Here is a 21,412-nt window from a genome sequence, read left to right as displayed (position 1 = left end):
CGCCGCGCGGCGGCGCCGCCCGCGACGGGGGATCGAAAGTTTCGATAACAGTGTCGCAGGTGTCAACGCCCGGGCGGCGGCGCGGTGCTGTTGCGGACCACCAGCGTGGTGGCCAGGTCGACCCGGGTGGCCGCGGGCGGGCGCCCCCGGCCGAGGTCGAGCGCCAGCTGGGTGGCGGTCTCGGCCATCTCCACCAGCGGCTGGCGCACGGTGGTCAGCGGCGGGCCGACCCAGCGGGCCAGCGGCAGGTCGTCGAAGCCGACCACGCTCAGCTCGTCGGGGATGCGCAGCCCCAGCTCACGGGCCGCCTCGTAGACCCCGAGGGCCTGGAGGTCGTTGCCGGCGAAGACCGCGGTCGGCCGGTCGGGCAGGGCCAGCAGCTCACGGCCGGCGGCGTAGCCGGCCTCGTGGTGAAAGTTTCCCTCCCGCACCAGCGCCGGGTCGACGCCGATCCCGGCCGTCTCCAGCGCGGAGCGGTAGCCGTCCACCCGCGCGCGGCTACACATCATCCGGGACGGCCCGCCGACCATGGCGATCCGCCGGTGGCCGAGCTCGATCAGGTGTCGGGTGGCGGTCAGGCCGCCGAGCCAGTTGTTGGCGCCGACCGCGGGCACGCCGTCGGCCGGGTCGCCGGCCGGGTCCAGCACCACGAACGGGATGTCCCGGCTGGTCAGCTGGGCCCGCTGGGCCTCGTCCAGGTCGGACAGCACCAGCACCACGCCGCTGGGGCGGCGGGCCAGCACGCCGTCCACCCAGGTCTGGCCGGGGGTCAGGCGGCCGGCCGACTCGGACAGCACGATGCTCATGCCCTCGCGGCGGGCCACGTTCTCCACGCCCCGGATGACCTCCATCGCCCACGCGCTCTCCAGCTCGTGGAAGACCAGGTCGAACAGCTTGGAGGACTGCGCGCCGCCGCGCTTGCGCCGGTAGCCGTGCTCGCGCAGCAGGTCCTCGACCCGAGCCCGGGTGCCGGGCGCGACGTCGGCCCGACCGTTGAGCACCTTCGAAACTGTCGGGGTGCTGACCCCGGCCGTCCTGGCGATCTCGGCCAGCGTCGGCACGCCGCCCGACGCCGTCGAAACATCGGCCATGAACTCGGCTTCCTCGGAACCCATGACACCGGATGGTAGGCCATCGGCGGCCGAACGGCCGTCGGGACGCGCCCCTTGACTCGGACCGGGAGCCACCGTACTTTCGGCGTCACTTCCGAATCTTTCGGATCTCGCTCCCGCTGCTGACCCTGTCAAGGAGGACAGCGATGGCCGGCAAACTCAGAACCACGCGTCACGCCGCCACGGCGCTGGTGGCCCTCGCGCTGCTCACCGCGTGCGGCAGTGGCGGCGCGAGCGGCTCGTCCGACGGATTGACGTGGTGGCACAACGGCACGCAGGATCCGTTGAAGTCCGTGTGGGATCGCGCGGCCGCCGCGTACCAGAAGGCCCATGGCGGCACGAAGATCACCGTGGTGCCGATCCAGAACGAACAGTTCACCACCAAGGTCCCGCTGGCCCTGCAGTCCGACACCCCGCCGGACATCTACTTCAACCAGGGCGGCGGCCTGCTCGGCACGCAGGCCCAGTCCGGCCGGGTGGCCGACCTCACCGACCTGACCAAGGGCTGGCTCGGCGACATCGGTGCGGCGGCAAAGGGTTGGACCGTCGACGGCAAGCAGTACGGCGTCCCGTACGACACGCACGTCGTCGGTTTCTGGTACCGCACCGACCTTTTCCAGCAGGCCGGCATCACCAAGCCGCCCACCACCCTGGACGAGCTCAACGCCGACAACGCGGCGCTCAAGGCGCACGGCATCACGCCGATCGCCTTGGGCGGCAAGGACAAATGGCCGGACGCGTTCTACTACGACGAGTTCGCCGTGCGGGAGTGCAGCGTCGCCACGCTGAAGTCCTCCATCACCGCCAAGAAGTTCACCGACCCGTGCTTCACCAAGGCGGGCAAGGACGTGCTGGACTTCATCGCCACCAAGCCGTTCCAGGACGGCTTCAACGCCACCCCCGCCCAACAGGGCGTCGGCAGCTCGGCCGGCATGGTGGCCAACGGCAAGGCGGCAATGGAGTTGCAGGGCGACTGGGAGCCCAGCGTGATGAAGGCGTTGGCCAGCGACTCCTCGTTCGCGTCGAAGCTCGGCTGGTTCCCGTTCCCGGCGGTCACCGGGGCGCCCGGCGACCCGTCGGTGGTGCTCGGCGGCGGCGACGGCTTCTCCTGCACGGTCGCCAACGCCGACAAGTGCGCGGACTTCCTCTCCTACCTCGACAGCGCGGAGGTCCAGCGGGATCTGGTGAACTCCGGCGCGGCGGTGATCCCGGTCAGCCCGGCCGCCGCCGGCGCGATCAAGGACCCGGTGGTCAAGCAGGTGTACGACTACAACGCCAAGGCCGGCTACGTCCAGGTCTACTTCGACATCGCCCTGCCCACCGCCACCGGGCAGGCGATGGACGACGCCGCCGCCAACCTGTTCGCCGGCAAGGGCGACGCGTCCTCGGTGGCGCAGGCCGTGAACGGGGCGGGCTGAGCATGGCCGTCAGCACCTTGGTCGCCGACACCCGCACGCCGGCGACGCCGGCCACGGTCCGGCGGATGCGGCGGCCCGGCTCCCGCTGGGAACTGGCCGTGCTGCTGGTGCCGGCGCTGACGCTGTTCATCCTGTTCGTGCTGGTCGCAATCGGCGTCGCCGTGTACTACAGCTTCTTCGACTGGAACGGGTTCGGGCCGCTCAACCACGTCGTGGGGTTCGCCAACTACCTCAAGGCGCTCGCCGACCCGGTGTTCCAGGGCGCGATCTGGCACAACGTGGTGTTCGCGGTGCTGTCGATCGTCATCCAGCTGCCGCTGTGCCTGGGGCTGGCGCTGCTGCTCAACGGCCGGCTCCGCGGCCGCGCGGCGCTGCGGCTGATCGCCTTCACCCCGTACGTGGTGTCGGAGGCGATCACCGCCGTGATCTGGCTGTCGCTGCTGCAGCCGGACGGCGTGGTCGACCAGGTACTGCGGGCGGCCGGGCTCGGTGGGCTGGTGCACGACTGGCTCGCCGACCAGAACCTGGTGCTGTACACGCTGTTCGTGGTGATCACCTGGAAGTACATCGGGTTCGGCATCATCCTGTTCCTGGCCGGGTTGCAGGGCGTGCCACCGGACCTGCGCGAGGCGGCCGCGCTGGACGGCGCGTCGCCGTGGCAGACCACCCGCCGGGTGGTGCTGCCACTGCTGGGGCCGACCGTGCGGATCTGGATCTTCCTGTCGGTGATCGGCTCTCTCCAGCTGTTCGACCTGGTGTGGATCATGACGCTGGGCGGCCCGGCCGGCGCCTCCACCACGATGGCCACCTACCTGGTGGACCGGGGCTTCCGGCGCTACGAGTTCGGCTACGGCAGCGCGGTCGCCGTCGTGCTCTTCCTCATCTGCTTCGCGTTCGCCCTTGTCTACCAACGGTTCGCGCTGCGCCGCGACACCGAGGGAGCGCTGCGGTGAGGGCGCCGTGGCGCTACCTCGCCGCCCTGGTCGTCGTCGCGGTGACGCTGCTGCCGATGCTGTTCGTGATCCTCGGCGGCTTCCGCAGCAACGCCCAGCTCAACGCCTCGCCGGCCGGCCTGCCCGACCCGTGGCTGTTCGACAACTACATCGCCATCCTCACCTCGTCGAACTTCTGGCTGTTCCTCGTCAACAGCGCGGTGATCGCCGTGACGGCGACGACCGTGACGGTCGTGCTCGGGGCGATGGCCGCCTACGCGCTGTCGCGCTATTCCTTCCGTGGCCGGGAAGGGCTCTACACGCTGTTCGCGGCGGGCCTGCTGTTCCCGATCGGCGTGGCGTCACTGCCGGTGTACCTGCTGCTCAAACAGTTGCACCTGTTGGAGACCTGGTACGGCGTCGCGCTGCCCGAGGCGGCCTTCTCGCTGCCGGTCACGATCATCATCCTGCGGCCGTTCATGGCCGCGATCCCCGGCGAGATCGAGGACGCCGCCGCCGTGGACGGCGCGACCCGGCTGGGATTCTTCTGGCGCATCATGATTCCGCTGTCCCGGCCGGCGCTGGTGACCGTGGCGGTGCTGGCCTTCCTGACCAGTTGGAACGGCTACCAGCTGCCGCTGCTGGCGTTCACCGACCAGGCGCACTTCACGCTGCCGCTGGGCGTGGCCACCTTCCAGTCCCAGTACTCCCAGGACACCGCGAGCATCCTGGCCTTCACCGCGCTGTCCATGCTGCCCGCGCTGGTGTTCTTCGTCTTCGCCGAACGCCGCATCGTCGGCGGGCTCGTGGGCTCGGTCAAGGGCTGAGCCGGTCGTTCGACTGAGAGGAACCACCGTCCGATGGCGATCCAGCCCACCGACAAGCCGAGCCGCTGGCGCGACCGGTCGCTCGACCCGGCCGCGCGGGTCGACGACCTGCTGCCGCGCATGACCCTGGAGGAGAAGACCGCCCAGCTGTACGGGATCTGGGTCGGCGCGAACGCCGACGGCGACGGCGTCGCGCCGCACCAGAACACCATGTCCGACCCGGTCGACTGGCCGAGCCTGACCGCCCACGGCCTCGGCCAGTTGACCCGGCCCTTCGGCTCCGCCCCGGTGGATCCCGGCCTCGGCGCGCTCGCGCTGGCCCGCACCCAGCGGCAGGTGGTGGCGGCGAACCGGTTCAGCCTTCCCGCCATCGCCCACGAAGAGTGCCTGGCCGGCTTCACCACGTGGGGCGCGACAGCGTACCCGGTGCCGCTGGCCTGGGGCGCGACGTTCGATCCCGAGCTGATCGCCGAGATCTCCGGCCGGATCGGGCGGGATCTGCGGTCGGTCGGCGTGCACCAGGGTCTGGCCCCCGTGCTGGACGTGGTGCGCGACCCGCGCTGGGGCCGGGTCGAGGAGACCATCGGCGAGGACCCGTACCTGGTCGGGATGATCGGCAGCGCCTACGTCCGTGGCCTGGAGACCGCCGGAATCGTGGCCACGCTCAAGCACTTCGCCGGCTATTCGGCGTCTCGCGGCGCCCGCAACCTCGGGCCGGCCGGCATCGGCCCGCGTGAGCTGGCCGACGTGATCCTGCCGCCGTTCGAGATGGCGCTGCGCGAGGGCGGGGCGCGGTCGGTGATGCACTCGTACGCCGACGTCGACGGCGTGCCGCCGGCGGCGGATCCCCGGCTGCTGACCGACCTGCTGCGGGACACCTGGGGCTTCGACGGCACCGTCGTCGCCGACTACTTCGGCATCACGTTCCTGGAGACCCTGCATCGGGTGGCCGCCGACCGGACATCGGCGGCGCACCTGGCGCTGGCCGCCGGGGTGGATGTCGAGCTGCCGACCGTGCGGTCCTACGGCGAGGTCCTGGTCGACGCCGTCCGCGCCGGCGTGGTCCCGGAGGAGCTGGTGGACCGCGCGGCACGGCGGGTGCTGACGCAGAAGTGCGAACTCGGGCTGCTCGACGCGGACTGGTCGCCGCTGGAGATCGACCCGGACCGGGCCCGCGGCGCCGTGGACCTCGACCCGCCGGCGAACCGCGCCCTGGCACGGCGATCGGCCGAGCAGTCGGTGGCACTCCTGTCCAATCAGGACGGTGCGCTGCCGCTGGCGCCGGGGACGCGGATCGCCGTCGTGGGGCCGCGGGCGGACGATCCGTACGCGATGCTGGGCTGCTACTCGTTCCCCAGCCACGTCGGCGTCTCCTACCCGGACGTGCCGTTCGGCATCGACGTCCCGACCGTGCTGGACGCCGTGCGCGCGGAGTTCGGCGCGGCGACCTACGCGCTGGGTTGCGACGTGGACGGCGCCGACGACTCCGGCTTCGCGGCCGCGACGGCGATCGCCCGCGAGGCCGACGTCTGCGTGGCCGTCCTCGGCGACCGGGCGGGCCTGTTCGGCCGCGGCACCTCGGGCGAGGGCTGCGACGTCGCCGACCTCGCCCTGCCCGGTGTCCAGGGCGAGTTGCTGGATGCCCTGCTGGCTACGGGCACGCCGGTCGTGCTGGTCCTGGTGACCGGGCGGCCGTACGCGCTCGGTCGGTGGGCCGATCGGGCCGCGGCGATCGTGCAGGCCTTCTTTCCGGGGGAGGAAGGCGGTCCGGCCCTGGCCGGCGTGCTGTCCGGCCGGGTCAATCCGTCGGGTCGGCTGCCGGTCAGCGTCCCGCGCGGGCCCGGCGGCCAGCCGTGGACCTACCTCCAGCCGCCGCTCGGGCTGGCCAACGAGGTGAGCAACCTCGACCCGACGCCGCTGTTCCCCTTCGGCCACGGCCTGTCCTACACCACCTTCGACTGGGCCCTGGAGGAGCACCCGGCGGAGGTGCCGACGGACGGCGGCGACGACGTCGTGCTGACCGTACGCAATACCGGCGACCGCGACGGGGCCGAGGTGGTGCAGCTGTACCTGCACGACCCCGTGGCCCAGACGACCCGGCCCGCCATGCGGCTGATCGGGTTCGCGCGGGTGCCGCTGGCCGCCGGCCAGTCGAAGCGCGTTCGATTCCGCTTCCACGCCGACCTGACCTCGTTCACCGGCCTGCGCGGCGACCGGGTCGTGGAGCCGGGCGAAGTCGAACTGCGCCTGGCCGCCTCCGGCGCCGACGTTCGGCACGTGGTGCGGCTGCGGCTGACCGGCCCGGAACGCGTGGTGGATCACCGCAGGCAGCTGGTGTGTGAGACGACGTTGCACTGACTTCGGAGGATGCGATGGCACCGCTGGGTCGACGAGGTTTTCTCGGCATGATGGGGGCTCTCGCCGTGGGACAGTACCTCTCCACCCGCGGCGGCCCGACACGCTTTCCCTTGGTGGCGGGGCGAAAGGCCGCGCCACTGGTGGTCAGCTCCACCGACCACCCCGGCGTCGTGCGGGCGGCCCGGGACCTCCAGGCCGACATCGAGCGGGTCACCGGCGTCCGGCCGGGGCTGTACGTGGACCACGTCCCGGCCGTCGGCGAGGTCGTGCTGATCGGCTCCCTCGACGCGAGCCCGCTGGTGCGGGCCGTCGGTCTGGACACGACCGGCATCGCCGGCAGGTGGGAGACGTCGCTCACCGAGGCCGTGGCCCGGTCCGGGCAGCGCACGCTGGTGGTGACCGGCAGCGACCAGCGCGGCACGATCTACGGCATTTACGAGATCTCCCGGCAGATCGGTGTCTCGCCGTGGTACTGGTGGGACGACGTGCCGCCGCAGCACCGTGACGAGCTCCACGTGCTGCCCGGCCGGCACAGCCTCGGCACGCCGGCGGTCAAGTACCGGGGGCTGTTCATCAACGACGAGAATCCCGCGCTGGGCACGTGGGCGCCGGCCTGCTTCGGCCCGGGCCTGGCCCCCGGCTATCCCGGCGGGTTCAACCACGCCTTCTACGAGAAGATCTTCGAGACGATGCTGCGGCTGCGGGCGAACTACCTGTGGCCGGCGGTGTGGGGGCGGGCCTTCGCCGAGGACGACCCGCTCAACCACGCCACCGCCAAGCGGTACGGGGTCGTCATGGGGACCTCGCACGAGGCGCCGATGATGCGGGGCATCGAGGAGTGGAACCGGCACGCCGTGCCGGCCGTCCGCGACGCCGACGGCACGATCGTCACCCCCGGCCACGACCCGTACGGCGGCACCGGCGAGTGGAGCTTCCGGCACAACGCCGACGCGGTCAAGGCGTACTGGGCCGACGGCATCCGCCGCATGGTGACCCAGGACTTCGAGGGCGTGGTGACGGTCGGCATGCGCGGCACCGGCGACACCCGGCTCCCCGACGGCGACAGCATCGACCTGATGCGCGACATCCTGGCCGCGGAGCGGAAGATCCTCGCCGACGTCACCGGACGCGACCCGGCGACGGTCCCGCAGGTGTGGACGCTCTACACGGAGGTGATGCGGTACTGGGTCGAGGGGCTGCGGCCGGCCGACGACGTCACGGTCGTCTTTCCCGACGACAATTGGGGAAACCTGCGCAAGCTGCCCGATCCTGGGCTGCCGCCGCGGCCCGGCGGGTACGGCCTGTACTACCACTTCGACTTCGTCGGGCCGGGCCGGTGCTACAAGTGGAACGACACCAGCGTCATCGCCAACACGTGGGAGCAGCTGAACCAGGCTTTCGAGTACGGGATCACGCGGCTGTGGGTGGCCAATGTCGGCGACTTCAAGGGCAACGAGCTGCCGCTCCAGTTCTTCCTCGACTACGCCTGGGATCCCGCCGCGCTGCCGTTGTCGGCACTGCCCACTTGGGAGCGACGATACGCCGAACAGAACTTCGGCGCCGGGGTCGCCGACGAACTCGGCGCCCTGTTGCACGACTACGGCCGGCTCCAGGCGCTGCGCAAGCCCGAACTGCTCAACCGGCACATCAGCGTCACCGCGGACGACGCGATCGTCTACGACGACCAGGCCAGCCCGTACAGCCTCGTCGACTACGGCGAACTGGACCGCGTGACCGACCAGTGGGCGGAGCTGGCAACCCGCGCCCGGCAGATCGGCGACCGGCTGCCCGCCGCCGCGCGGGACGCCTATTTCGAACTGGTGCAGTACGAAGTGGCGTCCATGGCCAACCTGCACGCGTTGCGGCGGGCCGAGTTCACCAACATCCTCTACGCCGGCCAGGGCCGCGCGCCGGCCAACGACCTCGCCGACGAGGCCGAGGCGCGCTTCGCCCAGGACCTGGCGCTGGCCGACCGGTTCAACACCGACATCGCCGGCGGCAAATGGCGTGGTTTTCAGATGCAGCCGCACATCGACTACGGCGACGTCGCCCGTTACGGGCCGGACGCCCCCTGGCAGCAGCCGCAGATCAACAACGTCGCGCTCCCCGATGTGCTGTTCCCGGCGGTTCGCCGCATCCCGCTCGCCGTCGACGGCGCACTAGGGGTCGCCGTCGACGGCTCCACCCTGTCCTGGCCAGGCGCGGCGGATCCCGCCGTGCTGCCGGAGTTCAGCCCGTTCCAGAGCCAACCCGACCAGTACCTCGACGTGTTCAACCGAGGCAGCAAGCGGTTCACCTATCGGCTGCGGTGGGGCGCGCCGTGGCTGGTGGCGGACAAGCCCGCCGGCGTGGTGGACGGGCAGGTGCGGGTGACGTTCCATGTGGACTGGCGGCAAGCGCCGAAGGGCACGACGACGGTGCCGGTGGTTGTGACGGGCGCGGGCGAGAGCGTGACCGTGCGGGCCGTCGTCGCCAATCGCGAACTGCCGGCCGCATGGGGGCACGGGTTCGTCGAGGCCAACGGATACGTGTCCGTCGACGCCGACCATCCCACCGCCAACATCGCCGCGCACGGCGTCACGTGGCAACGGATCCCGGACATCGGTCGCCACGGCGCCGGCATGAAGCCGTTCCCGGTCACCGCGACCAGCCAGCCCGCCGGCAGCGGGCCGCGCCTGGAGTACCGGATGTCGTTGTTCACCGCCGGCACCGTCACGGTCTGGGCGTACCTCTCGCCCCGCAACGACGTGCTGCCCACACCCGGACTCCGCTACGCCGTGGCCTTCGACGACCAGTCGCCGCAGGTCGTCGACGTGATCGCGGCGACGGGGTCGGACAGCACCGCGCTGAACCGGGCGTGGGAGCGCAACACGTCCGACAACATCAACCTGACCTCCACCAGGCACACCATCATCGCGCCGGGGCCGCACACGCTGAAGTTCTGGATGGTCGATCCGACGGTCGTGGTGCAGAAGCTGGTGGTGGACACCGGCGGGCTCCGGCCGAGCTACCTCGGCCCGCCGGAGAGCCGCCGGCTCTGATCACTCTGTTAGCGCTAACATCACGCGCATGACGACGTGGCCGCTGCTGGCCCCGTGCTCTCCCGGACGGTGAGCTCCGGGGCCAGCAGCCTGGTCGCCGGCGGATCGACCTGACCCAGTGCCGTCTCGACGGCGAGTTGTCCGAGCTCGACCGTCGGCAGGGTGACCGAGGTGAGGCGCAACGGCGGCCGATCGGCGGCGTCGTCATGGCAAACGGCGAGAAGCGAGACGTCCTCCGGCACGCGGCGCCCCCGCCGATGCAGGCGTTCGACCAGCAACGGCAGCACGACCTCGTTCTCCACCACCAACGCGGTGATGTCCGGACCCTCGGCGAGCAACGCGTCCAGGCAGCTGTCGACGGCCTCGGCGGAATCGCCGCACGGACGCCACCGCGTGCGCAGTCCTTGCGAGCCGGCCGCGGCCGTGAAGGCGCGCGTGAACCGCCGCGGGTAGTTGCCGCCGCGCGCGTACGCAGGCAGCGGAGCACCCACGATCCCGACCGACCGGTGGCCGAGGTTCGCCAGGTGCCGGACGGCGCGATCCACCGCGGCGGCGAAGTCGACGCCCACACACGACAGGCCCGTCGGCAGGTCCGGCTCGCCGACCAGCACCACGGGGCGGTCCAGCGTGAGCAGCGCCGGGATCCTCGGATCCGAGGACTGCACATCCATCACGATCAGCGCGTCGGCGACGGCGGTCGCCATCGTCCGACGGAGCCCGGACACGCCGGCGTCGTGCGTGAGCAGCAACAGGTCGTGATTGCGAGCCCGGGCCGCCACCATCGTCGCGCTGACGAACCTGGTCAGGGCCGACACGTTCGCGCCGGGGCGCAGCGGGGCCAGCAGGCCCAGCACGCCGGTCCGCTGCCGCGGCGCGGGTGTCCGCCGGCCGGGCGGCCGGTACCCGAGCTGGCGGATGCACTGCTCCACCTGCCGGCGGGTGTCGGCGGAAATGGGCCGTTTCCCGTTCAGAACGTAGGACACCGTGCTGGGCGCCACGCCGGCCGCCCGCGCGACATCGATGATCGTCACCACGTCCCGACTCCTTTGTCGTCGAACACCACCGATGACAATCGAAAGTAGTTGCGGCACCCGACCGTACACAAGCACGGTTTCGACACGGCGGACAATGGCCGGCGTCCTACCTGTCGAATGTGTCGAACACATACCGCGAAAATGAACGGAAATCCTTTGCCGTTCGCGTGCAATAATTCGACTCACGGACGAAGCGGTATCGTCAGAGCAGGCTCCACAGCTGGTTGTCGCCCGTGCCGCAGGACCACAGGATGATCTTCGTCCCGTTGGCGGTGCCGGCCTGGTTCGCATCGACGCAAAGGCCGGACTGGACGCCGCGGATCGTGCCGTCCGAATTGACGTTCCACTGCTGGTTGCCCTGTCCGTTGCAGTCCCAGATCACCACTGGCGTCCCCGGCGTCGTCCCGGCGTTCATCGCGTCCAGGCACTTCGTGCCGCCGTAGATGGTGAGCTGCTTTCCGGCGGTGTAGGTCCAGCGCTGGTTGTCCTGCCCGTTGCAGTCCCACAACTGCGCCTGCGTGCCATTCGTCGTCGACGAGTTGTCGATGTCCAGGCAGCGGTTGGACTGCTTGCCGACGATCCTGCCGACCCTGGTGCCGGTGCCGGGCTCGTCCGTCCCGGCGACGGTCAGCAGCACGGCTTCGTGCGCCGGCACGGTGACGGTGTAGCTCGTGGTCATCGAACCGCGATCGGTGGCGCCCCAGACGTCGCGCACGGCGGCGGTGTCGGCGAGTCCGAGATCCGCGAACCGGATCGTGACGGGGCCGGCGGTGTCGGTGCGGTTGAGCGCGACCACCGCGCGCCGCCCGTTGCCGGCGAGGACCTTGCTGTACACCTGCCGACCGGCCTGGTCCTCGGCCACCTTCACGCCCTGCCGGCTGAGTGGATCCTGGTCGATCGCGATGACTTCCCGGTTGGTGAGCACCGCCCTGGTGTCGGCGTTCATCGTCGCGATGTCGTTGCCGGCCACCAGCGGCGCGCCGGAGACCGCCCACAGGCTCAGGTGCGTCCGGTTCTGCGCCGGCGTGAAACCCGGCAGGCCGACGACCAGCATGTCCGGGTCGTTGTAGTGGCCCGGCCCCTGCGCCTCGGGATGCATCGAGCCGTCGAAGTTCGCCAGCACGTGGTCCATCGACGGGGCCTGGCCCCAGATGATCAGGTCGTCGGTGTCGCGCCACATCGTCGACATGCCCGGCGCCCAGTTCCACGGGGACTGCCGGCCCCAGTCGCAGACGGACAGCACCATCGGCCGGCCGGTGCGTGCGGTGGCCCGACCGATGGAGTCGCTGATCGCCTGGTATGTGCTGCGCGCGTCCAGGCGCTCGTGGTCGCCGCCGCACCAGTCGACCTTCACGATGTCGAATCCCCATTGGGAGAACTGAAGGAAGTCCTGGTCGTAGTGGCCCTCGCTGCCCGTGCCCGGCGCGGCCGGCCGGCCCGTCGGGAAGTAGTAGCCGCAGCCGTCGCGGCCGGCGTCGGTGTAGATCCCGGCCTTCAGACCCTTGCCATGTATGTAGTCCACAATGGACTTCATACCGCCCGGCCAGTCGTTCTGGTCGACCGTGATGTTGCCGGAGCTGTCGCGAGTCCCCTGCCACCAGCCCTCGTCGATGTCGACGTACTGGTAGCCGGCGTCCTTCAGTCCACTGGAGACGATCGCGTCCACCTGCGTCTTGATCGCGGCGGCGTTGATCGCCGCGGCGTAGCTGTTCCACGACGCCCACCCCATCGGCGGTGCCGCCACCACCGCGGTCGGAGTCTCGGCCGCCGTCGCGGCCTGCCCCAGGAGCAGTGTGGACACCGCGGCCAGGATCGCCGCGCCACGGATGCCGCCTCGTCGCGCCATGCTGGTCCCTTCCTAGCTGAATGGCCGGTCGAACACTTCGAACGACCGAATCGACGCCCGGCGGCCGGCCTCCGGACCGACCACCGTGATCCGAACGTGCCGGGCCTTTCCGTTGCACGGCAGGGTGTGCACCTGTGCGGTGTCGCTGTTGTCGGTGCGGTCGGCCAACATCGTCCAGGTCGCGCCGTCGGTGGAGCCCTCCACGCGGTACCGGTGGACCGTGTCCGGGAATTCCCAGGCGATGCGGACGCCGGTGATGTCGACCAGGCGGCGCAGATCGGCTTGCCGCCACGGGCGATTCCCACTGTCCGCCTTGGCCCGCGCGACATCCGTGGCCACGACAGTCCTGTCCAGCACCACCGCCAGCACGGTGTCCTGCGGGTGCGCGGCGCGGTCGATGCCGCTGATGATGACTCGGCCGTCCACGCTCACCCGGTACGGCAGATTCCGTTTCCCACGAACGTCGTAGACGTGCCGGACGCGGGCATTGCCGACGGCCGGCGTGGTGAACGGGCCGGCGGGTTGCCCGGGCAGCAGGTGCACGTAGAACGTCGTGTCACGATGGGTGAATCCGAACTGGCCGTCGCACGGCTGCCAGGGGCCGCCGCGCGTGTCGTACACGGATTCGCCGTACTCGGACAGGAAAGCGCCGAGCCGCCTGAGCACGTCCACCGAATCCTGCGGCACCACACCGTGCCGATCCGGGCCCACATTGATCAGCGTGGTCATGTTCCGGACGAGGCTGTTGACGACCACCGCCATGATCTCGTCGTAGCTCATCGAGGTCGCGGCGGCGGTGTAGCCCCAATGGCCGCGGATGGTGAACGTCTTCTCCACGACGCCCGTCCGCAGCGGCCCGGTGGGCACCGAGCCGCCCTCCTCGACGTCGTGGTCGCCGATCCACCCCGACCGCGAGTTGGCCACGATGTTCGGCTGGTGGAGCCGGACCATGCCTATCAGCCCGAGCGGCCGGCCGGTCGCGCCGTCGATCACTCCGTACTCGTCGACGGGCCATTCGTTGGCCGGATCCCGGTACTGCCCGGGTTCCCAGAAGAACGCGCCGGCCGCGTCGGAGCCGTTCTCGGCCAGCCAGCCGCCGTCCCACCAGAGCTGGTCGATCGGGCCGTAGTCGGTTACGAGCTGCTTGACCGCCTGGTAGACCTCTTCCTTGAGCACGCGCGCGTTCGCCCGGTGGTCGCAGCCGCTTTCCTCCTGGTTCCACGGTGGAACCGGCAGCGGCGCGCCGGTGACGTCGTAGTAGCCCGGATACCGCCAGTCGATCGGCGAGTAGTACAGCCCGACCTTCAGCCCCACGGCCCGGACCGCCTCGACGTAGTCCGCCACGAAGTCGCGTCGCAACGGCGGTTGGAGGCTGGTCCAGGCGTTCGGATGCGTGTTGGCGCTCAGTCCGAAGCCGTCGTGGTGCCGGGCCGTCAGCACGACGTACTTCGCACCCATCTCCTGGGCCAGCCGGACCCAGGCCGTCGGATCGTACCGGTCGGCGGTGAACTGCCCGAGTGAGCTCTCGTCGAGAAAACTCCGGTAGCGACTGGGTTTGATGCCGGCATCGCGTTGGTACCACTCCCCCTGCGCCGGTCCGGCGTAGACACCCCAGTGGATGAACAGGCCGATCTTCGCGTCTTGGAGCCAGCTCACCCTCTCATTCGGCTGCTGCGGCAGTCCCAGGTCGACCCGCGGCACCCGCAGCGGCGGCAGCGGCACCGCGTCGGACAGAAAGCCGTTGCGGGACAAGGGCGATTCGGGCGCGGACACGGGGACTACCTCCGGGAAGGGCGGTGACCGAGCATCGGATCCCGCCCCCCAGAGGCAAGGACCGGTTGAGGCTAGGACCGGCTTTCGCGCAGCGTCAAGGTCGTTCGATGGCGTTCGACGAGCAGGAATCGGGGCTGCGCCGAACAGGTGGCGGTTGGCGATGTCGGTGACGAAGGGCGCGCCGTAGCCGGCCAGTATCGTGTCGGGCAGCTTCACCACCACCTCGCCGCCCGAGTACGCCTCGTAGACGAACGGGACGCCGTCGATCACCTCGGTGCCCGGCACGATCTCCACTGTCGGCGCGACATCGGCGGTCCGCACAATCGCGCCGGTCGGGTCCCGGCCGTCGCCGAGGACGGCGATCTGGTCTCGCACCACCGCCAGCACGTGGATCGATGCGGGCCGCGCTGTAGCAGTGGTCCGAGTGGGCGTAGGTGACGGTCGGGGCGTGCCCGCCGAACACTGTCGTCCTGGCGCCACGCGCGCACGAGGTGCGCCGGCGACCGCGCGTGGTCGAAATCGGTCAGCGAATCGTGACGCTCGGTGCCGGACTGTGACTTGACCACCGGCCACACAGGAATTTAATGTCAAGGCACTCTTGGCGATGTTAGCGCTAACAAACCGGCCACCACGGGCGGTGCGGCGAGAAGGAAGACGACAACGATGAAGTTGTTCTCATTACGCCGTCTCGGCGTCGTCCTGGTCGTGATGGCCGCGGTCCTACCGCTCGGTGGCGTGGGTGCCGGCGCTGCGCCACACGCCGAGGTGGACTCACCCGTGCGCGAGGCGGCGAATTCGCTGTCCGTGCCGAACATCGACGACGTCCGCGGCAACCTGACATTGCCCACCGCCGGTCCGACCGGCGCCACCGTCAGCTGGACGTCGTCCGACCGCAAGGTGATCACGCCGACGGGCGAGGTCACCCGGCCGCCCGTCGGGGGCAAGCCGGCCAACGTCGTGCTGACCGCGACGGTGCGGCTCGGCCGGGACAGCGCGAGCCGGCGGTTCACCGCGACCGTCACGCCGCTCCCGCCGAAGGAACCGCTGACGGGGTACGGCTTCTTCTACTTCACCGGCGAGGGCACGTCGAACGGCGAGCAGATCTACTCCGCCGCCAGCAAGGGCAACGACCCGCTGAACTGGACCGAGCTCAACAACGGCCAGCCGATCCTGAAGTCGAGCCTCGGCGAGCTGGGCGTGCGCGACCCGTTCGTGATGCGCTCCCCCGACGGCGACAAGTTCTACCTGCTGGCCACCGATCTGAAGATCAACGGCGGCCGGGGCTGGGACGCCGAGCAGCGCACCGGCAGCCGCTCGATCACGATCTGGGAGTCCGACGACCTGGTGCACTGGTCGCGGCAGCGCAGCGCGCAGGTCGCCCCGCCGACCGCCGGCAACACGTGGGCCCCGGAGGCCTTCTGGGACGCCAAGCGCGGCGACTACGTCGTCTTCTGGGCGTCCAAGCTGTACGCCGAGAACGACCTCGGCCACACCGGCGACAGCTACAACCGGATGATGTACGCCACCACCCGCGACTTCGTCACCTTCAGCGCGCCGCAGGTGTGGATCGACCCCGGCTACTCGGTGATCGACTCGACGGTGATCCAGAACAACGGCACCTACTACCGGTTCACCAAGGACGAGCGGAACAACACCTCCTCGTCGCCTTGCAGCAAGTACATCCTGGAGCAGAAGGCCACCGACCTGCTCGACCCGAACTACGACTTCGTCTCCGAGTGCATCGGCAAGGCCACCGCGACCAGCCCCGGCCTGTCCGCCGGCGAGGGCCCGACCGGGTTCAAGTCCAACACCGAGAACAAGTGGTACCTGTTCATCGACGAGTACGGCGGCCGCGGCTACGTGCCGTTCGAGACCACCGACCTCGACTCCGGCAAGTGGACCATGTCCACCGGCGCGCACCTGCCCGCGTCCCCGCGGCACGGCACGGTCCTGCCGGTCACCCAGGCCGAACTCGACCGGCTGACCGCTCCCCCGGCGCCGGTCAAGGCCGACCGCGACGGCCTGGTCGCGCACTGGCCGCTCGACGCCAAGTCCGGCCAGGTCGCCGCCGACACCACCGGCCACGGCTACGACGGGGCGCTGGCCGGCGACGTGACCTGGTCCGACGGCGCGCTCGCCTTCGGTGGCACGAACGGTCATGTCCAGCTGCCGAACAACATGCTCACCGGCGCGAGCGCGGCGACGGTGTCCGCCGACGTCCTCGTCGATCCGAAGCAGCAGACCCCGTACTTCCTCTACAGCTTCGGCAATACGGCGCCGTCCGGCGCCGGCGACGGCTACCTGTTCGCCACCGGCGGCACGGCCGACGGCGGCCTGCGCGGCGCGATCGCGAGCGGGAACTGGGCCACCGAACAACAGGCGGCTTCCAGCGGCGCGCTACCACGCGGAGTGTGGAAGAACCTGACGCTCACCGTCGGCAACGGCGTGGAGGTGCTGTACCTGGACGGCATCGAGGTGGGCCGCAACAACAATGCCACCATCAAGCCGTCGGACATCGGCGGCGGCCTGACCGCGGCGAACTACCTGGGCCGCTCGGCGTACGCGGCGGACAACTACTTCACCGGCAAGATGAAGGACGTCCGCCTCTACGACAAGGCTCTGTCCGGGGACGAGGTCGCCGCGTTGCCCTCGAACAGCACCGCCGTCCGGTCCGTCGACCTCGCTTCCCTCAAGGCACCGGCCGTCATCGACAGCACCGCCGGCACCGTCGTGCTGCCGGTCAAGCCGGGCACCGATCTGCACCGCCTTGCCCCGAAGTTCGGGCTCGCGCCGGGATCGCGGATCGAGCCGGCCAACGGCCGGACGGTGGACCTGAGCCGGCCCAAGAAGTTCACGGTCACCGGTTCGGAGGGCCGCAGTCGCGTGTGGACGGTCGAGGCGCACGAGATGCGCAGCCCGGTGCTGCCGGGGCTCAACGCGGACCCGAACATCGTCGCCTTCGGCGACACGTACTACATCTACCCGACCACGGACGGCTTTCCGGGCTGGGGCGGCACCACCTTCTCGGCGTGGTCGTCCAAGGACCTGGTCAACTGGACGAACCGCGGCGTCGTGCTCGACCTCGGCCCCGGCGTGAGCTGGGCCGACAAGAACGCGTGGGCGCCGACCATCGCCGCGCGCAACGGCAAGTACTACTTCTACTTCTGCGCGGAGGCCAAGATCGGTGTGGCCGTCGGGGACTCGCCGGTCGGGCCGTTCAAGGACACCGGCAGGCCGCTGATCGCCTCCAACCCGAACGGCGGCCAGGCCATCGACCCCGCGGTGTTCATCGACCACAGTGGACAGCCGTACCTGTACTGGGGCAACGGCAACGCCTACGTCGTGCCGCTGAACGACGACATGGTCTCCTTCGACCCGGCCAAGGTCACCCACATCACCGGCCTGGACGGCTTCCGCGAGGGCCTGTTCATGGTGGAGCGCAAGGGCACGTACTACCTGAGCTGGTCCATCGACGACACGGGCAGCCCGAACTACAGCGTCGGCTACGGCACCGCCAGCAGCCCGACCGGCCCGTTCGCCAACCACGGCGTCATCCTGAGCAAGGACACCAAGCTCGGCATCCTCGGCACCGGCCACAGCTCGATGCTCCAGGTGCCCGGCACCGACGACTGGTACATCGCCTACCACCGCTTCGCCATCCCGGGCGGCGACGGCACGCACCGGGAGACGACGATCGACAAGATGACCTTCAACCCCGACGGCACCATCGCCCCGATCAAGCCCACGCTGGAAAGTGTTGCCCCGGAATGGGTCCCGCAGCACCACTGTGGCCGGACCCGGTACTTCTGAGCACCGCCCGGCGCGGCCGCGACACGCGGCCGCGCCGGACCGGTCACACCGTGAGATGACCGGCCGCCAACGGCTGAACCCGCACGACCGGATACCCGGGCCGGACCGGCTGCACCGCGTGGACGCGCCCGGGCGATTCCGGCGGCGGCACGGCCCCTAGTCGGACATCGCGAGGTCGAACACCATCACAACGCCGCACATGACGGCCAGGACGACGCCGACCAGAAACGCGCCGCGGGCGGCGGCGAGAATCCGGCCGCCGGGCGGTCGGCCCAGGCAGTTGAGCAGTCCCAACACCGGCACCGCGGGCGCCAGCACCCAGGGCATCCCGTAGACCCACAACGGGCGGGGATGGCGAAAATGGGCCAGGAACGTGAAGAAAAGGGCCTCCGCCAAGGCGAAGCCGACGCACGCGCCCGCCACCCGCCAGCCCACGCCGACGTGCACATCCTGTCCGGACATCTGACCTCCCTCGGTCCGGCAAGATCCTCCCGCCGGACCGGGAGACGGGCATCCGTGGTTCTACTCATCAGTCAGGACGACGACACGGAGAAGCTGTTGGAGGTGAAGTTCAGCGCGCTGCCGGTGGAGGTGATCTCGAAGCCGAACTGGACGTCGCCCAGCGTCACGTCGCCGAACCAGCCCTTCGACCTGATCCAGTTCAGCACCGCCTTGACGTCCACCGAGCCCCCGCTGGTGTTGCCGTGGCGCAGGAACGAGAACACCGCGTTGGACCCGTTGGACCCCTTGTAGACGTCCCACGTGTGGCCGCCGACGGAGACGGTGGTCTGCAGGCTGCCGATCGGTCCGACGGCGCCGGTCTTGTTCATCCACAGCATGATCTCGTAGGCGTTGTTGTCCGCCCAGATGTCGTAGGCGGTCTCGTAGGCGCCCTTGCCGGGCACCGAGACGTTGAACGAACTGGTGACGCTGCCCAGGGTGCTCAGTTTCCGGCCGATGTTCCGGCCGGAGTGCGGATAGGACTTCACGCCGCCGGTGTTGGGCTGGTTCGAGGTGACTCCCCAGTTGCTGTACGAGTTGGCCCAGATCGTCTGCGGGCCGGCGCCGCCGCCCCAGACGTCGTTGTTGAGGGTGTATCCGCCGTTGGACCACGAGCCGAACTTGTCCGAGGACGACCAGGTCGCGGCCTGGGCCGAGGTGGCGGTCAGCACCACGGCGGCGAGCGCCGCCACCGCCGGCAGGGCGAATCGCAGGGTTTTGCGCATGAAAGGACTTCCCCTTCTGGGCGACGTTGCACAGATGGCGGTCGTCGAATTTCTTCGACTGCGCGGCTTCCCCATCGGGCGGAATGCCGCCGACCGGTTGCACTGTCGCAGGCGAATTACTCCGCGGTCAAGATACGACATTTTCACGAACGGAGAGGACTAGTCCACGGAAATGCGCGCCGACCTGCGTCTTCGACGGTGTTCGACGAATGGCCGGACAACGGCGGTGTCGAAGATTCGACGGCGCGCGCACGCCGGTCGGCACGACCGGGAGCGGGCGGGGCCGGCGTCGGACGGCACGCCTGCGGCCGCCCTGCACCGCCCGACACGCCCGGGACCTGCGGGTTCGTTCCTCCGGGGGAAAAGGTGAGAATTCGACACGTTCGATCGCGGACGGTCTTGACCGGCCGCGTCCAGCGTAAACACTGCTGCTCCGCATGATCGAAGGCCGCCGTCCGATCGCCGGGTGGCGTGCCCGGCACTGGGGGTGGCGGTGTGTTCCGCACGCGAGCTTCACGACGATCTCTCCGCCGATCGTCGAACGGTCCACCTCGAGCTGGCCCGGCTGAGTCCGGCGGCCCGGATCGCATTGCTCGGCCGCGCACAGCCCGCCGTGCCGGGATTGGGCCTGCCCGCGACGGATTTCACCGTTCACGAACTCGCCGCGGATGTGTCGACGCCCTTTCCGCCGCCGCTCGGACTGGGCAGCAGTTGGAATCCACACCTGGTCCGGCAGGTCGGGGCCGCCGTCGCCGAGGAGATCCACGCGGCCGGCGGCGGCCCGGTCCGGGAGATGCCCGTCCCCGTCCCGCTCGAGGATCCCCGGCTCGGTCACAACGAGCGCCGCTACGCCGAGGACCCGCTGCTGTGCGCCAAACTCGCCGCGCTGCACACACTCGGCCTGCGCGGGCCGGACGAGAGCCGTCCTGGCGGTGCACAGCACCCACCCCTACGCCCTGGACTGGGAGGACAGCCACCTACCGGCGATCCTCTGGACCGTGCCCGGCGGCGAGCCGACCCGGCGAGCCGTGGCGGAGGTCCTGTTCGGCGAGCAGTCGCCGGCGGGTCGCCTGCCCCAGACCTGGTACCGCTCCGACTCGGACGTCACCACCGAGCCGGATCGCGACACCGTCGCCGGCGAGTGGACGTACATGTACACCCGGCGCAAACCGTTGTACGCCTTCGGACACGGGCTCACCTACACGTCGTTCTCCTACGGGCCACTGCGACTCAGCGAGACCCAGCTCCGCGACGACGAGGCCGTCGTCGCGTCGATCGAGGTGCGCAACACCGGCTTCCGCAAGTGCGCCGAGGTCGTACAGCTGTACACCCGGCAGCTCAGCTCCGCCGTCGACCAGCCGAACAAGCAGCTGCGCGACTTCCAGAAGATCACCCTGTCGGCGCAGGCCGGCCGCACCGTGAACTTCCTGCTGCGCGCCTCCGACCTCGCCTTCTGGGACGTCCGCACGCATGGCTGGGTCGTCGAGGCCGGCCCGCACGAGGTCTGCGTCGGGCGGTCGTCGGAGGACCTCGTCGGCGTCGCCACGATCACCGTGCACGGAACCACCCTCGACGGCCGCAAGCTGGCCGACGGACCGGTTCCCGCCAGCTCCGCCGACCTATCGGCGGGAATCGCCATCGTCGACACCGATACCGACGGACGCCCGGTGATGTCGCCGTTGCGGCCGGAGGCGTGGCTCGGCTTCCGCCGGTGCTCGACGACCGGCGCCCAGTCCTGGGCCGTCGTCGCCACGAACACCGGCGGGCGTGCCGTCACCGTGCGCCTGCACGCGGATTCGCCCGACGGCCCCGTCCTCTCCCTGCTCGCCATCCCGCCGACCGTGGACCGCCGTTCCGTTACCCTGACGGCAGGTCTGCCCTCGCTGCCGGAACGCTGCGACCTGTTCGTCGTCTTCGCCGACACCGGGCTCCGGCTCACGACCATCACCTTCGCCACGCCGTGACCTGCTGCGGCACGTCAGCTGCGGCCATCACCCGGCCCGGACTGCCAACACCGCGAGCTAGGCCCGGGAAC

13 protein-coding genes are annotated in these 21,412 nt (G+C 70.2%); 7 read left to right on the top strand and 6 right to left on the bottom strand.

The features are described from left to right. Positions 1 to 62 precede the first annotated feature (62 nt). A complete protein-coding gene (locus BCF44_RS47765) occupies positions 63 to 1,115 on the bottom strand; it encodes a LacI family DNA-binding transcriptional regulator (protein WP_116181210.1) in 1,053 nt (350 codons plus the stop codon). A gap of 143 nt (positions 1,116 to 1,258) precedes the next feature. On the opposite strand from BCF44_RS47765, the gene BCF44_RS47760 reads away from it, so the two are divergent. From BCF44_RS47760 to BCF44_RS47740, 5 genes are all read left to right on the top strand, one after another. Then, positions 1,259 to 2,530, top strand: a complete 1,272-nt coding sequence (locus BCF44_RS47760; protein WP_116181209.1) for an ABC transporter substrate-binding protein — start codon at positions 1,259 to 1,261, stop codon at positions 2,528 to 2,530. 2 nt (positions 2,531 to 2,532) lie between these two features. After that, positions 2,533 to 3,483 carry a carbohydrate ABC transporter permease gene (locus BCF44_RS47755; RefSeq protein WP_116181208.1) on the top strand — a complete coding sequence of 317 codons (951 nt, stop codon included), beginning with the start codon at positions 2,533 to 2,535 and terminating at the stop codon, positions 3,481 to 3,483. Beyond that, complete coding sequence (locus BCF44_RS47750; RefSeq protein WP_246016238.1) at positions 3,480 to 4,289, top strand: carbohydrate ABC transporter permease; 810 nt, start codon at positions 3,480 to 3,482, stop codon at positions 4,287 to 4,289. Before BCF44_RS47755 ends, BCF44_RS47750 begins: the two co-directional genes overlap by 4 nt. 33 nt (positions 4,290 to 4,322) lie before the next feature. After that, positions 4,323 to 6,647, top strand: coding sequence for a beta-xylosidase/alpha-l-arabinosidase (locus BCF44_RS47745; protein ID WP_116181207.1), 2,325 nt, complete (start codon positions 4,323 to 4,325; stop codon positions 6,645 to 6,647). A 113-nt stretch (positions 6,648 to 6,760) separates the two neighbouring features. Beyond that, entirely contained in the window at positions 6,761 to 9,688 is a 2,928-nt protein-coding gene (locus BCF44_RS47740) for a glycosyl hydrolase 115 family protein (RefSeq protein WP_246016237.1), read from the top strand. Positions 9,689 to 9,708: 20 nt separating this feature from the next. Here BCF44_RS47740 and BCF44_RS47735 read toward each other — a convergent pair whose 3' ends face one another. The 3 genes from BCF44_RS47735 to BCF44_RS47725 all read right to left on the bottom strand — a co-directional run bounded on the left by BCF44_RS47735 (position 9,709) and on the right by BCF44_RS47725 (position 14,716). After that, on the bottom strand, positions 9,709 to 10,722 hold the full coding sequence (locus BCF44_RS47735; protein ID WP_116181205.1) for a LacI family DNA-binding transcriptional regulator: 1,014 nt from the start codon (positions 10,720 to 10,722) through the stop codon (positions 9,709 to 9,711). Positions 10,723 to 10,924: 202 nt separating this feature from the next. Further along, positions 10,925 to 12,568 (bottom strand): glycoside hydrolase family 27 protein, encoded by a 1,644-nt coding sequence (locus BCF44_RS47730; RefSeq protein WP_116181204.1) that lies wholly within the window; start codon positions 12,566 to 12,568, stop codon positions 10,925 to 10,927. A gap of 12 nt (positions 12,569 to 12,580) precedes the next feature. After that, positions 12,581 to 14,716 (bottom strand): alpha-L-fucosidase, encoded by a 2,136-nt coding sequence (locus tag BCF44_RS47725; protein ID WP_147328947.1) that lies wholly within the window; start codon positions 14,714 to 14,716, stop codon positions 12,581 to 12,583. 288 nt (positions 14,717 to 15,004) lie between these two features. Between BCF44_RS47725 and BCF44_RS47720 the strand changes: the two genes are divergently transcribed. After that, positions 15,005 to 18,151, top strand: a complete 3,147-nt coding sequence (locus BCF44_RS47720) for a family 43 glycosylhydrolase (protein ID WP_116181202.1) — start codon at positions 15,005 to 15,007, stop codon at positions 18,149 to 18,151. Between the two features lie 156 nt (positions 18,152 to 18,307). Here BCF44_RS47720 and BCF44_RS47715 read toward each other — a convergent pair whose 3' ends face one another. After that, complete coding sequence (locus BCF44_RS47715; RefSeq protein WP_116181201.1) at positions 18,308 to 18,613, bottom strand: hypothetical protein; 306 nt, start codon at positions 18,611 to 18,613, stop codon at positions 18,308 to 18,310. Between the two features lie 71 nt (positions 18,614 to 18,684). After that, positions 18,685 to 19,377: a glycoside hydrolase family 12 protein gene (locus BCF44_RS47710; protein ID WP_116181200.1), complete on the bottom strand. Its 693-nt coding sequence runs from the start codon at positions 19,375 to 19,377 to the stop codon at positions 18,685 to 18,687. 668 nt (positions 19,378 to 20,045) lie between these two features. On the opposite strand from BCF44_RS47710, the gene BCF44_RS47705 reads away from it, so the two are divergent. Then, positions 20,046 to 21,341 carry a glycoside hydrolase family 3 protein gene (locus tag BCF44_RS47705; RefSeq protein WP_116181199.1) on the top strand — a complete coding sequence of 432 codons (1,296 nt, stop codon included), beginning with the start codon at positions 20,046 to 20,048 and terminating at the stop codon, positions 21,339 to 21,341. The last annotated feature ends 71 nt before the right edge of the window (positions 21,342 to 21,412 follow it).

This window comes from Kutzneria buriramensis (genome assembly GCF_003387475.1).
GTDB classification, from domain to species: domain Bacteria; phylum Actinomycetota; class Actinomycetes; order Mycobacteriales; family Pseudonocardiaceae; genus Kutzneria; species Kutzneria buriramensis.
Note: the sequence above shows the minus strand (reverse complement) of the source record. Positions and strands in the feature narration are given on the sequence as shown.

Excerpts from the sequence above, each read along its gene's own strand:
- BCF44_RS47765 (WP_116181210.1), bottom strand. The coding sequence starts at position 1,115 with ATGGGTTCCGAGGAAGCCGAGTTCATGGCCGATGTTTCGACGGCGTCG.
- BCF44_RS47730 (WP_116181204.1), bottom strand. The coding sequence starts at position 12,568 with ATGGCGCGACGAGGCGGCATCCGTGGCGCGGCGATCCTGGCCGCGGTG.
- BCF44_RS47720 (WP_116181202.1), top strand. The coding sequence starts at position 15,005 with ATGAAGTTGTTCTCATTACGCCGTCTCGGCGTCGTCCTGGTCGTGATG.
- BCF44_RS47715 (WP_116181201.1), bottom strand. The coding sequence starts at position 18,613 with ATGTCCGGACAGGATGTGCACGTCGGCGTGGGCTGGCGGGTGGCGGGC.
- BCF44_RS47710 (WP_116181200.1), bottom strand. The coding sequence starts at position 19,377 with ATGCGCAAAACCCTGCGATTCGCCCTGCCGGCGGTGGCGGCGCTCGCC.
- BCF44_RS47705 (WP_116181199.1), top strand. The coding sequence starts at position 20,046 with ATGTGTCGACGCCCTTTCCGCCGCCGCTCGGACTGGGCAGCAGTTGGA.
- BCF44_RS47745 (WP_116181207.1), top strand. The coding sequence starts at position 4,323 with ATGGCGATCCAGCCCACCGACAAGCCGAGCCGCTGGCGCGACCGGTCG.
- BCF44_RS47755 (WP_116181208.1), top strand. The coding sequence starts at position 2,533 with ATGGCCGTCAGCACCTTGGTCGCCGACACCCGCACGCCGGCGACGCCG.
- BCF44_RS47760 (WP_116181209.1), top strand. The coding sequence starts at position 1,259 with ATGGCCGGCAAACTCAGAACCACGCGTCACGCCGCCACGGCGCTGGTG.